13 protein-coding genes and 1 pseudogene are annotated in these 15,088 nt (G+C 67.2%); 4 read left to right on the top strand and 10 right to left on the bottom strand.

Features of this window, described 5'->3' with window-relative positions:
* Positions 1-26: 26 nt before the first annotated feature.
* The 5 genes and pseudogenes from ACYU98_RS05855 to ACYU98_RS05835 form a co-directional block, all read right to left on the bottom strand.
* Positions 27-500, bottom strand: a pseudogene (locus ACYU98_RS05855) (hypothetical protein); the annotation flags it as partial.
* A 209-nt stretch (positions 501-709) separates the two neighbouring features.
* Positions 710-1,168, bottom strand: coding sequence for a hypothetical protein (locus ACYU98_RS05850; protein WP_460467250.1), 459 nt, complete (start codon positions 1,166-1,168; stop codon positions 710-712).
* A complete protein-coding gene (locus ACYU98_RS05845; protein ID WP_460467249.1) occupies positions 1,165-2,220 on the bottom strand; it encodes a threonine aldolase family protein in 1,056 nt (351 codons plus the stop codon). The genes ACYU98_RS05850 and ACYU98_RS05845 overlap by 4 nt, the downstream gene beginning before the upstream one ends.
* A gap of 89 nt (positions 2,221-2,309) precedes the next feature.
* Positions 2,310-2,969, bottom strand: coding sequence for an SDR family oxidoreductase (locus tag ACYU98_RS05840; RefSeq protein WP_460467248.1), 660 nt, complete (start codon positions 2,967-2,969; stop codon positions 2,310-2,312).
* Positions 2,966-5,074, bottom strand: coding sequence for a DUF6421 family protein (locus tag ACYU98_RS05835; RefSeq protein ID WP_460467247.1), 2,109 nt, complete (start codon positions 5,072-5,074; stop codon positions 2,966-2,968). The genes ACYU98_RS05840 and ACYU98_RS05835 overlap by 4 nt, the downstream gene beginning before the upstream one ends.
* Positions 5,075-5,191: 117 nt before the next feature.
* On the opposite strand from ACYU98_RS05835, the gene ACYU98_RS05830 reads away from it, so the two are divergent.
* Complete coding sequence (locus ACYU98_RS05830) at positions 5,192-6,337, top strand: acyl-CoA dehydrogenase family protein (protein WP_460467246.1); 1,146 nt, start codon at positions 5,192-5,194, stop codon at positions 6,335-6,337.
* A 14-nt stretch (positions 6,338-6,351) separates the two neighbouring features.
* Here ACYU98_RS05830 and ACYU98_RS05825 read toward each other — a convergent pair whose 3' ends face one another.
* Entirely contained in the window at positions 6,352-7,077 is a 726-nt protein-coding gene (locus ACYU98_RS05825) for a L,D-transpeptidase family protein (RefSeq protein ID WP_460467245.1), read from the bottom strand.
* A gap of 183 nt (positions 7,078-7,260) precedes the next feature.
* Here ACYU98_RS05825 and ACYU98_RS05820 point away from each other — a divergent pair, with 183 nt between their 5' ends.
* Complete coding sequence (locus ACYU98_RS05820) at positions 7,261-8,067, top strand: PIG-L deacetylase family protein (protein ID WP_460467244.1); 807 nt, start codon at positions 7,261-7,263, stop codon at positions 8,065-8,067.
* On the opposite strand, the gene ACYU98_RS05815 is transcribed toward ACYU98_RS05820, so the two are convergent.
* Together ACYU98_RS05815 and ACYU98_RS05810 are read right to left on the bottom strand one after the other, a co-directional pair.
* The gene (locus ACYU98_RS05815; protein WP_460467243.1) at positions 8,017-9,573 is read right to left on the bottom strand and encodes a glycerol-3-phosphate dehydrogenase/oxidase; all 1,557 of its coding nucleotides are present in this window, start codon (positions 9,571-9,573) and stop codon (positions 8,017-8,019) included. The two genes, ACYU98_RS05820 and ACYU98_RS05815, sit on opposite strands and share 51 nt — an antisense overlap.
* Complete coding sequence (locus ACYU98_RS05810) at positions 9,570-10,157, bottom strand: TetR/AcrR family transcriptional regulator (RefSeq protein ID WP_460467242.1); 588 nt, start codon at positions 10,155-10,157, stop codon at positions 9,570-9,572. Before ACYU98_RS05810 ends, ACYU98_RS05815 begins: the two co-directional genes overlap by 4 nt.
* Positions 10,158-10,192: 35 nt before the next feature.
* Between ACYU98_RS05810 and ACYU98_RS05805 the strand changes: the two genes are divergently transcribed.
* Together ACYU98_RS05805 and ACYU98_RS05800 are read left to right on the top strand one after the other, a co-directional pair.
* Positions 10,193-11,863, top strand: a complete 1,671-nt coding sequence (locus ACYU98_RS05805; RefSeq protein WP_460467241.1) for an FAD-binding oxidoreductase — start codon at positions 10,193-10,195, stop codon at positions 11,861-11,863.
* Positions 11,860-12,759 (top strand): diacylglycerol/lipid kinase family protein, encoded by a 900-nt coding sequence (locus ACYU98_RS05800; protein ID WP_460467240.1) that lies wholly within the window; start codon positions 11,860-11,862, stop codon positions 12,757-12,759. The genes ACYU98_RS05805 and ACYU98_RS05800 overlap by 4 nt, the downstream gene beginning before the upstream one ends.
* 7 nt (positions 12,760-12,766) lie before the next feature.
* On the opposite strand, the gene ACYU98_RS05795 is transcribed toward ACYU98_RS05800, so the two are convergent.
* Positions 12,767-14,185 carry a nucleobase:cation symporter-2 family protein gene (locus ACYU98_RS05795; RefSeq protein WP_460467239.1) on the bottom strand — a complete coding sequence of 473 codons (1,419 nt, stop codon included), beginning with the start codon at positions 14,183-14,185 and terminating at the stop codon, positions 12,767-12,769.
* A 96-nt stretch (positions 14,186-14,281) separates the two neighbouring features.
* The gene (locus ACYU98_RS05790) at positions 14,282-15,055 is read right to left on the bottom strand and encodes an IclR family transcriptional regulator (protein ID WP_460467238.1); all 774 of its coding nucleotides are present in this window, start codon (positions 15,053-15,055) and stop codon (positions 14,282-14,284) included.
* Positions 15,056-15,088 lie beyond the last annotated feature (33 nt).

Here is a 15,088-nt window from a genome sequence, read left to right as displayed (position 1 = left end):
AGCAGCGCCGTGCTGAGGTGGAAGAGAAGCCAAAATACGACGTACGCGCTCAGGGCCCGGCCGCGCAACCAAAGCATCAGCGGCGCGCAGAACTCCGCCGCCAGCACGATCCATTGGAACACGTAGGTCAGCGCCGGAACATGGGCAACGAGGTCACCCAGCACCGAACCGCGCCGGGTGATCGCCCAGATCAGCACCGCCGAGCTCGCCCAACCCCAGCCGGCTTCGCGGACCTTGGAGACGGCTGCCAGGAAGTAGGTCGCCACCACCGCGATCTGAATCATCCGCAGTGACCAACCGTTGCGCCGGCGATCATGTTCTGCGTTTCGTCCGCTGCTCGCGGCCAGCGGCAACACGCAGAGCGCGATCAACAGCGCGAGGTGGTCGTGGTTGATCTTGCTGTACGAGTAGGCGTTGCTCACCCAGTCGAGCATCCCGAGCGCACACACCCATCCCGACAGGCGCGGGAGTCGGCCGCTGATGGCGACGAGCGCGGCCATCGTGATGACGATGCGCAGGACCTGCACGTACGCCGGGCTCGGCTGCGGCAAGAACTCGCGGAAGGGCAACGGTTGGTAGAGGTCGGCGGGAACGTTGCCATGGCCGATCGGGAAGACCGTGAACAGGTAGACGTCGAGCAGCACCACGGAGTAGACGAAGCGGCGCAGCCAGACCACTCGTTCGGTGGGAACCGACGGGAAGAACCAGTTCATGACAGGTCCTTCGGGTGGTCGGGATCAACGACCTGCCACCGGGCTTGGATGACCCGGCGCGCTGATCCGACGACCTCACCGTTCCGCAGTTGGCTGACCGTGTCGACGAGGTAGATCGTGCGATAGCGCGGCTTCGGCAACGAACGGGATGCGGCAACGGCAACGCCCTGCAGCCGCCGCGGTTGAGCAATGATCCGGGTCGCCTGACCCTCAATCTCCGCTCGTTCCAAGCCGATTCCGCCCGCGCCAAGAGGCACCACGACATGCTCGCCCGCGACCGTGTCAGCTTCCAAGCCGAGCGAGTGCACCTCGCCGTCGGGATTCACGCTGAACGCGAACATCACCATCGGACCAATCGGCCACCAGCGGTCATTGCCGCGAAAAGTGCCAGCCAGCAGCGCGGCGACGAAAGCGAGCAGGACCCCCACCCGCCAGGCCTTCGCCGCCGTCGTCACCCCAGTTCAGCCTTGATGGCCGCAGCGAACCGGTCGATGTCGGCTTCGGTGGTGTCCCAACTGCACATCCAGCGCACCTCGCCGGTGCCCTCGTCCCAGAAGTAGAAGTGGAAGGTCTCCATCAACTTCAGCGACACGTTCTTGGGCAGCACCGCGAAAACGGCGTTCGCCTGCACCGGACGCGGGATGGTCAGACCCGGCAGGTCTCGTACGGCATCAGCCAAGCGCTGTGCCATCTGGTTGGCATGGCCGGCGTTGCGCAGGTAAAGCTCGTCGGTCAGCAGTGCCTCGAGCTGAGTGGAGACGAAGCGCATCTTGGACGCCAGTTGCATCGACTGCTTGCGCAGGTATTTCATCCCGCGCACCGCGTCCTTGTTGAGGACCAGCACAGCTTCACCAACCATCAGCCCATTCTTGGTGCCGCCGAAGGAGACGATGTCGACACCGGTGTCGGTGATCATCTCCTTGAAGCTGACTCCGAGGGTGGCCGCCGCGTTGGAGAGGCGGGAACCGTCGACGTGGACCACCCAATCCTTGTCATGGGCCGACTGCACCAGGGCGCCGATCTCCTCGACCGTGTAGGCGGTGCCGAGCTCAGTGGTCTGGGTGATCGACACGACGCGGGGCTGCGCGTGGTGCTCGTCGCCCTTGCGCACCGACACGGTGTCGAGCAACTCGGGGGTGAGCTTGCCGTCGGGAGTCGGCACCGTCATCAGCTTCAACCCACCCATTCGCTCGGGGGCCGCGCACTCGTCGATGTGGATGTGGGCGCTCGCGGTGCAGACCACCGACTCCCACCGCTCGGTGACCGACTGCAGCGCAACGACATTCGCGCCAGTTCCGTTGAAGACGGGGTAGGCCTCGACGCCCGCACCGAAGTGTTCGGCGAACACCTGCTGGAGGTGCTCGGTGTAGACGTCGTCGCCGTAGGAGGTCTGGTGTCCCCCGTTTGCGCGGACGATCGCGGCGAGCACCTCCGGGTGGATGCCGGAGTAGTTGTCGCTGGCGAAGCCGCGGTCGGTCGGGTCGTGCAGGGGGTTAAGTTCGCTCACCGGGCCATCCTCTCAACACCGCATTTCGGACTGCAGTTCACCTCGCCCTTCAGCAACATTCCGCGAGTTTCCGGGCTACGCGACCCGCGTCACGCGGGAACTGCAGTCGGAAGTGCGACTATCCGGCCGTTCAACTCCGCCACCGGTTCGTCCCAGAGCCCGGCGAGCTCGGTGGCCACCGTGGCCAACGGGGTGAACCCCTTGCGGTCGCCGAGCGCCATCACCCGCAGGATCACCGCCGCCGCGTCGGACCCCTTGAACGAGTCGGCCACCGCGAGGGTCCAGGCCTCCGCGGCTGCCTTGGCTGCGACGTACGCCGCGTTCTTCGCTGTCGGCTTCGCCACCCCGGTCGAGGAGACGATCGCTAGTCGCCCCCCTGAGGCGACCAGCGGATCGTGCAAGGCTCGCGTTGCGTGTTGCAGGGTGCGGATGATGTTGTCGTGCAGGAAGTCCCAGTCGGCCAGATCCGATTCGACGATCCCCTTGCCGCCCCGCCAGCCACCGACCAGGTGGAACAGTCCGTCGACGCGGCCGTGTTCCTCGGCAACTTCGTGACCGAAGGCCAAGGTTGCCGATTCATCCAGCAGGTCGAGCTCGACCGGCAGATAGCGATCGGTTGCCTCACCCAGTCGGTCCAGGGATCGACCGACGGCCACCACGGTCGAGCCGCGCGCGACCAGCAGATCGGTCACCGCCCGCCCGAGGTCGCCAGCGGCACCGGTGACAATGACTACCCGGCGCGCGCTCATGCTGCCTGCATGCCGCGGGTCGACTCGATGACGCCGGTGAGCTTCTTGCGCAGCGCCTCATAGAAGACGTTCAGCGGGAACTCGTCCGGCTGCACCAGATCGGTCAGCCCCTTGACCGGCCCGTCCAGCGGGAGCGCCTGCGCGCCCTTGGCCCAGGTCGACGCGGGGTGCGGTTGAACGTAGGTGGTGACGAATTCGTACGCCGCCAGCCAGTGGGCAACGCGCGAGCGGTCGATGCCGCTGCGATAGAGCACCTCGACCTTCTCGCAGAGCTCGACCACGACTTCCGGCACCCGCCGCCAATCGAACGACAGCTTGTTGTCGGTCCACCGCAAGGCGTCGTTCTTGTGCAGGTAGGCGAACATCAGCTGACCGCCGAGGCCGTCATAGTTGCGCACCCGGTCACCGGTGATCGGGAAGCGGAACAGCCGATCGAACAGGATCGCCAATTGCACCGAGCGGGCATATGGCTGGCCCTCCTGCTCGAGCTTCACCGCCTCACGGAAGGTGGTCAGGTCGCAGCGCAACTCCTCGAGCGCGTACATCCAGAAGGGCATCCGCTGCTTGATCATGAACGGGTCGAACGGCAGGTCCCCGTGACTGTGGGTGCGGTCGTGGATGAGATCCCACATCGCAAACGTCGACTGCGCGAGGTCCTGCGAGGCGACCAGGCGCTCGGCGTCCGGCGGCAACTGCAGGCGCAACAGGTCAGCGGCCGACTCGGTCACCCGGCGGAAACGGGCGGCTTCGCGGTCGCAGAAGATCGCGCCCCAGTGGAACTTCGGCACCTCGCGTACGGCGACGGTCTCGGGGAACAGCACCGCCGAGTTGGTGTCGTAGCCGGGAGTGAAGTCCACGAAGTTGACCGGCACGAACGCCGGGTTGACGTAGGCCTGCTCGACCTCGGCCAGCCACTGCGGCCACGGCACGCTGATCAACAACGCTTCGAAGACGCGATCGGGGTTGCCGTTCTGGGTGTACATCGGGAAGAGGACAAGGTGTTCGATCCCGTCGACCCTGTGCTGGTCGGGACGGAACAGCAGCAGGGAGTCAAGGAAATCGGGAACCTCGAAGCCACCCTCGACCCAGCGACGAAGGTCGGTGGGGAGTGCCGCGAGGTAATCGGCGTCGTGCGAGAAGCGCGGCGCAAGATCGGCGATGGCCGCGATCATCGTCTCGACCAGTTCGCGAGCGCGCGCGTGGTCCTGGGTCGAGCCGTCGATCGAACCGTCCTTGGCCTGCATCGCCCGCAGCTCCAGCACCGCATCCTTCAGCCGCAGCCATTCCGGAAGGGTCGCGGTCGACGACCCGGCTGCGATCGGCGCAACCGCGCGCGATGCTGGTGACCCAGCCGACGCCCAGGTGACCACGTTGGTCCAGAGGCGGCGGTGGTCCAACTCGTCGATCGAGTCGTCGCCGACCAGGTCGGAGTCGGCGAAGACGACCACACGACCGGCGCCGTACGTCGTGGCAACCGCCAACGGCTGCCCAGCCGGATCCGCGCTCGCGCTGGTGCGGGCGAGGACCTGCGCATCAGCGTTGGCAGAGGTGTCGATGACACCAGCGCGGTAGAAGCACAGCTCGTCGACGCCCGCGAGGATGCCCTGGCCATGGCCGTCGCCGATCTCCGCGAGGACCCAGGTGGCGTTGGAATGGTGGCGCCGGCCGCCGTCGGCGGACTCGTGGACCAGGGTGCTGGTGACCGAGAGGCCGAACCGGGCCAACAGGTCGTTGACGTTGTTGCCGTAGGTGTCCTGCTCACATTCGGCGAAAACCACCAGGCCACCACCGGCGCGTACGAACTCGGTGACGGCGTCGATCTCGGCGACGGTGAGCACCGGTGGCAGATCGCCGGTGACCCGCTCGGAGCGCGCTTCAGCCGGGTGATCGATGACCAGGACGTCGGCGTCAACAAGCGCCGCCGCGTCGAACTCGCCCTTGCGGTGGGCAGCAACCTCGAATCCGCGCGCGCGCAGCGCATCGGCGGCCAGTTGCAGGCTCGCGTCGGCCGGGTTGGCGGGATTCATCCGCTCTGCGGTGGCCCGGTCCAATGACCAGGCGCTGCTGTGGGCTTGGTCGACCAGGACCTTCGGGAATGCGCCCATGATTCACCTCCGAGTGAAGTTTTTTCGGCGATCTCCATGATCGACAGGAAATATTGCGGAAATCCAACCGGGGGTGGCCCGCGTCACACCCGCCAAACGGCTCAGTATCCTTTTCCCATGCCCGTCGACCGCCTCCTGCCCTCCGACGACGCACACGATCTGCTCGCGCTGGCTCGAGACCTCGCCGACAAGGAGCTTCGACCACGCGCCGCTGAGGCAGAGGCGAGCGCCACCCCGCCGCGCGAAGTGTTCCGCACCCTCGGTGCTGCTGGCTTGCTCGCGCTGCCTTACCCCGAGCAGTACGGCGGGTTCGGGCAGCCCTACGAGGTCTATCTCCAGGTCGTCGAGGAGCTCGCCCAGGCGTGGATGTCGGTGGCCATCGGCGTCAGCGTGCACTCCCTGTCGGCCTACCCGGTCGCGACCTTCGGCAGCGACGCGCAGCGTGAAGCCCTCCTGCCCGGCATGCTCGGTGGCGGCCGACTCGGCGCCTACGGACTGTCCGAACGGGAAGCCGGCAGCGACATCGCCAGCATGCGCACCCGCGCGACCGCGACCGATGACGGTTGGTCGCTGCGCGGCACCAAGGCGTGGATCTCGCACGCCGCGCATGCCGACTACTACACAACATTCGCCCGTACGGACGACACCGGCGGCCGCGGACTCTCCTGCTTCCATGTTCCTGCTGACATCGACGGGCTCAGTTTCGGCAGCCCGGAACGCAAGATGGGACTGCATGGCGACCCGGTGGCCGAGGTGATCTACGACGTCGACCTGCCGGCCGACGCGCTGCTCGGCCAGCGGGGCCAAGGCATGACCATTGCGCTCAGCGCGCTGGATGCCGGACGACTTGGAATCGCCGCTGCCGCTACCGGACTGGCTCAGGCCGCCCTCGACGACTCGATCTCGTACGCCCAGGGCCGGGTGCAGTTCGGACGGCCGATCGCCGATAACCAGGGCCTCGCCTTCCTACTGGCCGACATGGAAGCGGCGGTCAGCTCAGCGCGGGCGACCTATCTGCATGCCGCCCGCCTCAAAGACGCCGGCCGCCCGTTCAGCAAGGCGGCGGCGGTAGCCAAACTGGTGGCCACCGACGCCGCGATGCGGGTCACGACTGACGCAGTGCAGGTCTTCGGTGGGGCCGGTTATACCCAAGACTTCCCCGTGGAACGCTACTTCCGCGAGGCGAAGATCACCCAGATCTTCGAGGGCACCAACCAAATCCAGCGACTCGTGATCTCACGCCACCTGCGCGGCGAGCGCTAACGGTTGTCGCGGCGTCAGTAGATCCGCACGTAACGACCGATGCCCACCTCGTTCGTCGAGAGCATCTTGTCCTGCGCCTGCACGCTGACGCGACAGCAACCATGCGAGGCCGGGTAGGCCGGGATGCTCGTTGAACCGTGGATAGCGTGGCCCACCGTGGTGAAGAAGCGCGGCCGATACATCGCGCCGAGGGTGCCGTTCACCCAACCGCTGGAACCCTCATTGGTCGACTTACGGTAGATCTTGAAGGTGCCGGTCGGAGTGATCGCGCGCAGTCGCCGGCCGCCGGAATAGAAATAGGCGCCGCTGCCGGTGCTGGTGTTGATCGTCATCTGGGCGAGGCCGCCGCCGACCACCATCAGCAATTGCCGATTCAGATCGACTTCGAGACCGACCGATGAGGGATACCGCGGTGTCGGCCGAACACGCAGCATTGCTGAGTTCCAAGTGGTTTCGTCGACCGCGCCGGTGCGCGCGAGACCGTGCACCTTCTGGATCGCAAGAACGGCTTGCTGAGTCATCGGTCCGAAGCTGCCGTCGTAACTTCCCAACCAGAGACCCGCACCGCCAAGCGCGGCCTGCAAGGTCGTCACGGCTGCGCCGCGAGAGCCAAGTTGGAGGCGCCCTGGAAAGGGCACCGTGGTGGCCTCGGCCCGGCTGGCGACAAACGGAATCGATGCGGCCGCCATGGCGGCGCCCCCGCCGAGCAGGACAACGCGACGTGAAAGGTCTGCGGACATGATGTTTCCCCCGATAGAGATAAGACGGTCGGCCCCCGGCCGACCGGTGGTTCAGTGTCGCCCGCCGCGACAATCGCGTCGCGACATGACAGATGTGCTGTGGATAAAGCCCCCTGCACTTCCGAGTCTGCTCTGGTCCGGACCCGTTGACCATGGGCACTTCTGCCCTGCCACGATGGGCCGGTGAGCAACTTCGTCTTTTTCCACGCCCACCCCGATGACGAGGCGTCCCAGACCGCCGGCATGATGGCGCGCGCTGCGCGAGAGGGCCACCGGGTGGTCGTGGTCTACGGCACCAACGGCGACCACGGCGAGGCGGCCGCAGACCTCGCGCCCGGAGAGAGCGTCGTCGACCGACGGCGTACGGAGGCCGCGGGCTCCGCGCAAGCGCTCGGCACCGCGCGGATCGGCTGGCTGGGCTACAGCGATTCGGGAATGACCGGCTGGGAGCAGAACAACGACCCGGCCAATTTCCACCAGGCTGACCTCGACGAGGCCGCTCGGCGCCTCGCGATCCTCCTTGACGAAGAAGACGCCGACGCCCTCATCACCTACGACTGGCATGGCGGCTACGGCCACCCCGATCACGTGAAGGCCCACCAGGTTGCCCACCGCGCGGCCGACCTTGCCTCGCGTCGCCCCGTGCTGTTCGAATCGACGATGAGCCGCGACCAGATGCGCGAGTTCAACGCAGCGGCTCGGGCAGCCGGTGAGGAACTCGATTTCGACCCCGACCAGGGGATGGACGACGGCAACCCGTTCGGAACCCCGCAAAGCGAAATCCATTGGCAGGTCGATGTGTCGGAATTCCTGACACAGAAGCGGGCCGCGATGCAGGCTCACTCCAGCCAGACCTCCGACATCGGGATGATGCTCGGCCTGCCACCGGAGGTGTTCGCGGCGTGGTTCGGAACCGAGTGGTTGATCGAACCCGGCCGGTCAGGTTCGATCGAACAGGGTTGGCCCTTCGACCGATTCGGTCGCGAGTAGTTCGGCGGCCACCTGCTCCGCCGGCCCTCGCGCGGCCGCACGCAGGGTGAGGCGGCTGCGGCGCTCGATCAGGTCCTCGACGGTCAGCGCGCCCTCGGCGCGGATGGCGTGGACCAGTTCCGCGCGGGTGGTCGCCGATTCGGGCACGACGCGATCGGCCAGCTCGGGTCGCTGCGCGACGAGCGCCGTCACGGCGAGCGCCTCCTTGCCATAACGACGGACCAGTCGCGCCGGGGCCGCAAGGCCAGCGAGGGCAGTCGCCGATGCCGCGCCGATCAGTGGCAGCAGGTGTGTCAGCCCGGGACGGACGTTGCTCGGCATGCGGCGAGCCGCGGCATCGACGGTCTGCTGGGCCATCAGCCGATAGGTGGTGAACTTCCCGCCCACGATGACCAGCGGGCGGCCCGGCTCATCGACCAGCAGGTGCGCGCGCGAGACGTCGCTTGACGCGCCGTGGCCGTCGACCAAAGGGCGCAGCCCGGCAAAGCTGCCGACCACATCGCTCGCTGAGAGTGGTTGCGCGAGTCGCCGATTGACGACGCCGAGCAGGAACGCGACGTCCTTCTCGGGGACCTCCGGCGCGTGCCCATCAGCGCCAGGAGCATCCTCATCGGTGAGGCCGATGTAGGTCAGCCCGTCCGGCGCCGGGATGGTGAAGACATAGCGGCCGAATTTCCCGGGCACGGGCAGATTCACGATCGAGGTCTGGTTCGCCAAGCACGCGCTCTCGACAACGAGGTGGGTGCCGCGGCTGGGCCGCAGCCGAATCCGGTCGTCGAGCTGATCGGCCCAGACACCGGTGGCGTTCACGACGACCTGAGCGCGGGCAACGAACTCCTCGCCGCCGAGGTGATCGGTCAACCGCAGCGTGTGATCGTCAACGATCTCGGCGGAGGCATGGGTGGCGATGCGGGCACCCTGCGCGGCCGCGGTGCGTGCGAGGGCGACCACAAACCGCGCGTCGTCCTCGAACTGCCCGTCCCAGAAGGTGATTGCGCCGCGCAGCCCATCAGTTCGTACGGCGGGGGCCAGCGCGTGAGCGCGTTCGGCTCCGACCCGACGCGGCGGCGGCAACTGTCCCGCGGAGGTGTGCGCCGCGCGCCGCAGCAGGTCCGCGACCCCGATCCCGGCCTGAGCAGCCACCCCGGCGAACGCAGAAACATCTGCGGTGAGCGGCAGCACATTGCTGGCTGGGCGCACCAAGTGTGGGGCGATGGTGGTCATCAACAGCTGCCGCTCGCGAGCGCTCTCGACGGCGATGCCGAGCCGCCCCTGGGCGATGTAGCGCAACCCGCCATGGGCCAGCTTCGAACTCCAGCGCGAGGTTCCCGCCGCGAGGTCGACTTGCTCAACCAACGCCGTACGAAGCCCGCGCGAGGCAGCGTCCAACGCCACCCCAGCGCCGGTCACTCCCCCGCCGATCACGATCAGGTCGAAGGTCTCAGTTCGCAACTCCTGCAACGCGGTTCGTCGCGTGGCGGCGTTCAGAATTCCTGGCTGGATCATCGGCGCAAGTAGGACTCTAGGAGGTGGCGAACCTCGGTGTGAACAACCGCGGGCGGGAGCGCCTCGTCGTCGGGAGCGAGAACAAACGTCTGCAGCGACTGCATCAGGAAGCGCGCCTGCAACTGCGTGGACACCACATCACGTAGCGGTTCGCCGAGCTCGACCGCCCGGCTTCGCGCCTGCTCAAGCCCGAGGGCAAGCATGGCGGTGAGGCTGCGCTGACCGCGTCCGAAGTGGCCACCCAGGTAGGGCAACAACAGATCAGGATCGTGGCGACGAAGGGCGCCGAGCAACTCCGATGCGCGCAACCGTTCGATCACCTCGCAGGCAACGTCGGCGACAGCAGCGGCCGGGTCGTCGACTCCGGAGACGTCGACCGTCGTTGCCACAGAACCGAGTTCGTGAGCCAACGCGTCAAGAACAAGCTGTTGGATGCCACCCGCGCGCCGGTAGACGGTCATCCGGGAGACGCCTGCCCGTTCGGCGATCGAGGTCACGGTGGCCCGGGAAACGCCGTAGGCAACGATCTCCGCCCGCACCGCGCGCCACAGCGCGTCATCGACCGACTCATTCAGCTGACTCATGGTTCGATGTTACATCTTGTGTCACACTGTCACGCATGGATGTCACGTTGCAGAACGTCAGCAGATCGGTCTGGTGGGGCTGGGGCGACCCCGCTCAGGCGAAGCCGTTGCCAGCCAGTGCCCGCCGCATGCTGGCTGGTCTGCTGGGCGCCGATCTGGATTCCACCCGCCCGCCGGTGGCCCTGATCGACGTCACGCTGCCCGACTCTCGCCTAGGCAGCGACGCGACCGCGGCCCTGACCGCGCTGCTCGGCGACGATCACCTCTCCACCGAGCGTCTCGCTCGGGTCGAACACGCCGGCGGCAAGAGCTATGTCGATCTGTTGCGCGCCCGGACGGGCCGGCTCGGCTACGCCCCCGATGCCGTCGCTTTTCCTGCCGACCACGACCAGGTGGCCGCCCTGCTGCGCCTCGCTGTTGACCACGGCCTGGCGGTCGTTCCCTTCGGCGGCGGAACCAGCGTCGTCGGCGGCCTCACGCCGGAGGCCGACGATCGCCCGATCATCAGCCTCGACCTGCGCCGGCTGGCAGGTTTGATCGATCTCGACGAGACCGACCACACGGCCACCTTCCGCGCCGGAACCATGGCGCCCGCCGCCGAGAACGCCTTGCACGAGCGTGGATTCACCCTCGGACACTTCCCGCAGAGTTACCAGCAGGCCACGATCGGCGGCTTTGTCGCCACCCGCAGCGCCGGCCAGTCTTCCAGCGGATACGGCCGGATCGACGACATGGTCGAAGGCGTACGCGTCGCCACCCCGATCGGCGATGTCGCGTTCGGCGCGCAGTCACCGGCATCGGCAGCCGGTCCCGCGCTGCGCGACGTGATGGTCGGCAGCGAAGGCGCCTTCGGCGTCATCACCGAGGCCACGCTGCGAATCCGCCCTGTTCGCAAGGTGGTTCACCATCTCGCTGTCGCCTTCCCTGACTTCCCCACTGCGGCGGGAGCGCTGCGCGCGATGGTGCAGCAACTCGGTCATGACGCGCAGCCCGACGTCACCCGCGTCTCCGACGCCACCGAGACGGAGATCTCCCTCGCGCTCGCCGGACGCGCGGGGTCCACACTTTCGCGCTACCTGCGGGCGCGCCACCTGGCCGAGCCATGTCTGGCGATCCTGCTCTGGGACGACCAGGACGAAGACAGCGCGCGAGCCCGGATGAAGCAGGCGAAGCGCATCCTCAAATCGGCCGGCGCAGTCACCTTGCCCGGCAAGATCGCCCGCGGGTGGGAACACGGCCGCTTCGGGTCGCCCTATTTGCGCGACGAATTGCTCGGCCGCAGGGTCTTCGTAGAGACGCTGGAGACCGCGACCCACTGGTCGAACCTGAACGCCCTCAAAGCCGCGGTGGGTGGCGCGATCGAAAGCGCACTGGAAGCCCAGGGCACCCCGGGGGTCGTGCAATGCCACATCTCCCACGTCTACGAGTCGGGCGCCTCGCTCTACTTCACCTTCGTGGCGCGCGAAGCGGCCGACCCGTTTGCCCAGTGGATGGCCGCCAAAACCGCCGCCAGTCAGGCCATCGTCACCGCCGGTGGCACCATCACCCACCACCACGCGGTCGGTCGCGACCACCGCAGGTATCTCGCAGCCGAGATCGGCCAGACCGGTGTCCGCATCCTGCGGGCAGTGAAGAATGAACTCGACCCGCACAACGTGATGAACCCCGGTGTTCTGATCCCAACCTCCACGGAGTCAGCTCCATGACCGAACTCTCGGGCCGCGCAACCGTTTTGGTGAACCCGGCGGCCGGTGGCGGCAGCGCCAGCAGCCGCGCCGACACCGTCGTGGCCATCTTGCGCAGCCTCGGCTTCGACCCCACCTGCGTCGCCACGCAGAGCGCCGAACACGCCACCGAACTCGGCGCGGCCGCCGGGCCGACCGATCTGCTGCTGCCGCTGGGCGGCGACGGGATGATCGCCCGGGTGGCTGAGGGCTGCGTACACTCCGGCGCTCTGCTGACTCCCTTGCCGGCCGGCCGCGGCAACGACTTCGTCCGCGGGCTTGGCCTACCTCGCGACACCCTCGCGGTGACCCGGGCACTGTCGACAGCCACCGAACACCGCGTCGATGTCGGCACCGTGGATGACCGGATCTTCATCGGCACCCTCACCGTCGGCTTCAACGCGGTCGCCAATGAGCGAGCCAACGCGATCCGCCGATTCCGCGGCGCGGTGGTCTACACCGCCGCCGGCATCCGTACGGCGTTGACGATGAAGCCGATCTCGTTCCGGATCACCAGCGAGGGACCCGACGGCCACCGCCAACTCGAGACCGACGGTTGGAGCCTCAATATCGGCAATTCCGGGCGGCATGGCGGCGGGCTGACTGCAACCCCAGGCGCCGATCTGTCCGATGGGCTGCTCGAGGTCGTCATCACCCGCGGACGATCGTTCGTCGGGCTGGCCGGATCGGCGCTGCTCGAGCGCGGCGGCAACCACGTCAGGCTGCCGATGGTCGACTCGTGGCAGGCCACGTCGCTCACCGTCGACGCGCGCAGTTATGGCAGCCGGCCGATGCCGGTCTACGCAGACGGAGACCCGATCGCCACCCTTCCGGTGACGATCGGGATCAGTCCGCTGGCGCTGCGGTTGTACTACTGAGACTGACTCAGTCGACGCTGCTGCGGCGCTGGTAAAGGCGCTCCTCGTCTTCGTCAGAAATGGCTCCGATGCCCGGTGAGTGGGCGAAGACGGGCCCTTCCTGACCGTGGCGACCGACGATGTTGAACAGGACGTTCAACAACACCGCGAAGACTGCGGCCGCGGTGATGCCGGAACCGAAGATGGTCTGGAACCACTCGGGGAACTTGGCGTAAGCCGCCGGGCGTACGACCGGCAGCAGTCCGGCCGACAGCGAGACCGCGACGATCACGATGTTCGCGTTGCCGCTGAAGTCGACCGTCTTCAGGGTCCGGATCCCGCTGGCTGACACGGTTCCGAACAGCACGATCCCGGCTCCACCGAGAACCGGCGAGGGCACTGCACCGACGATCGCGCCGAGCTTGGGCAGCAGACCCAGGACGATCAGAATCCCGCCGCCATAGGCGACCACCCACCGGCTGCGAATACCGGTGACCGCCACCAGCCCGACGTTCTGCGCGAAGGCGCTGAGCGAGAAGCCATTGAACACGCCGGCAAACGCGGTTCCGGCGGTGTCAGCGCGCAAGCCGTTGGTCACCGTACGGCGATCTGCCGGCTTCTCCGTCACCTCACCAAGGGCAAGGATGTCGGCCGTCGCCTCCACCATGATCACCAGCATGCAGATGACCAGCGCCAGAATCGCGCCGATGTCGAACTGCGGGGCGCCGAAGTGGAACGGGGTTGGCACCTGCACCCAGCGCGCGTCGCCGAAGCCGGAGAAGTCGGTCATGCCCAGCGGGATCGCCACCAGGGTGCCGAGCACCATCCCGAGGATGATCGCGATGCGGCCGAAGAAGCCGGGCAGGAAGCGGTAGATCAACACCACCAACGCGAGGGTGATGAATGCCAGCAGCCAGTTCTTCGGGTCGCCATAGGTCTTCGACCCGACACCGCCGGCTGCCCAGTCGACGCCGACCGGAACCAGGGTCAAACCGATCATCGTGATCAACGAGCCCGTCACGACATCAGGGAAGAAGCGCAGCAGCTGGGTGAACACCGGAGCGAGCAGGAATCCGGCAATACCCGCGACGATCAGGGCGCCATAAATGATCTGAAGTCCGTCGTGACCCTGATGTTTTCCGGCGATCGCGAGCATGCTCGACACCGCGACGAACGAGGTGCCCTGCACGATCGGCTGACGCGCGCCGATCCGCCAGAAGCCGATCGTCTGCAACAGCGTGGCGATGCCGGCAGCGAACAGCGCCGCGGAGACGAGGTAGAACTGGTCGCCCGCGCTCAGGTGAAGGGCCCCACCCATCACCAGCGGAACAGCGACGACGCCGGCGTACATCGACAGAACGTGTTGCAGGCCGTAGAGCAGCGATGGGCCCGGCCGCATCGGGGTGTCGACGGGGTGCCTGGTTTCGATCTCGTGGTCGGTCGTCATCGGCCGGCCCTCACTTCCTTGGCCAGTGTTCCGCAATGCGGAATCGCTATTTCGTATAGCGAACTCTGTCGCACACTCTCGCGAGGGTCAAGGGTTTCACGCTGATTCGCTCGGTGACCGCGCTCCGGCGATGTCGTCGGCGATCCGTCGGGCCGCGGCGCGCAGCAGGGTGGTTCCCCGGTCCCGCAGGTGGTCGCTCATTCGCGCCGTGGGCGCGGAGATCGAGATCGCCAGTGGACTGACGGTGGTGGGAACCGGAACCGAGACACACTGCACGCCGACCTCCATCTCCTCGATCTCGGTGGCGACGGCGTCGGCGCGCACCCGCGCCAACTGCGCGATCAGCACCTCCGGGTCGGTGATCGTGCGAGAGGTGCGGGCCGGCATCCCGGTTCGGACCAGCAGGTCGCGCACCTCCTGATCGCTCAGGCCGGAGAGCAACACTTTTCCGGCGGCACGACAGTGCGGATGCACGTGGCGGCCGAGCTCGGTGAACATCCGCATCGCATGTGGCGACGGCACCTGGGCGACATAAACGACCATGTCGCCGTCGAGCGTCGCGAGGTTCACGGTCTCGCCAAGTTCCTCGACCACGGCCGCGAGGTGAGGGCCAGACGAAGCCCCGAACACCGTACGGGCGGTGTTGCCCAGCGGAATCAACCGCGCGCCGAGCGCATAGCGCCGGTTGGGCAACTGGCGAAGGTACGAACGGTCGACCAGGGTTCGTACGAGACGGTGAATGGTGGGTGCCGGAAGGCCCGACGCCGCGCTCAACTCCACCAGGGCGAGGTCTCCACCGGCCGCTTCGACCAGTTCGAGAATCTCCAGCGCGCGGCCGACCGACTGCACGCCTGCCCGTGGTTCCGCCATGGTTGCTCCTTGTTGAGATCGGGGTTCCTATTC

The sequence above is a fragment of the Calidifontibacter terrae genome, assembly GCF_054778835.1.
The sequence above is the reverse complement of the archived record's forward strand: the minus strand, read 5'-3'. Positions and strand labels throughout refer to the sequence as shown.

Coding starts and splice junctions, on each gene's coding strand:
- ACYU98_RS05840 (WP_460467248.1), bottom strand. CDS start 2,969: ATGAGCGCGCGCCGGGTAGTCATTGTCACCGGTGCCGCTGGCGACCTC.
- ACYU98_RS05835 (WP_460467247.1), bottom strand. CDS start 5,074: ATGGGCGCATTCCCGAAGGTCCTGGTCGACCAAGCCCACAGCAGCGCC.
- ACYU98_RS05830 (WP_460467246.1), top strand. CDS start 5,192: ATGCCCGTCGACCGCCTCCTGCCCTCCGACGACGCACACGATCTGCTC.
- ACYU98_RS05825 (WP_460467245.1), bottom strand. CDS start 7,077: ATGTCCGCAGACCTTTCACGTCGCGTTGTCCTGCTCGGCGGGGGCGCC.
- ACYU98_RS05815 (WP_460467243.1), bottom strand. CDS start 9,573: ATGATCCAGCCAGGAATTCTGAACGCCGCCACGCGACGAACCGCGTTG.
- ACYU98_RS05810 (WP_460467242.1), bottom strand. CDS start 10,157: ATGAGTCAGCTGAATGAGTCGGTCGATGACGCGCTGTGGCGCGCGGTG.
- ACYU98_RS05805 (WP_460467241.1), top strand. CDS start 10,193: ATGGATGTCACGTTGCAGAACGTCAGCAGATCGGTCTGGTGGGGCTGG.
- ACYU98_RS05800 (WP_460467240.1), top strand. CDS start 11,860: ATGACCGAACTCTCGGGCCGCGCAACCGTTTTGGTGAACCCGGCGGCC.
- ACYU98_RS05795 (WP_460467239.1), bottom strand. CDS start 14,185: ATGACGACCGACCACGAGATCGAAACCAGGCACCCCGTCGACACCCCG.
- ACYU98_RS05790 (WP_460467238.1), bottom strand. CDS start 15,055: ATGGCGGAACCACGGGCAGGCGTGCAGTCGGTCGGCCGCGCGCTGGAG.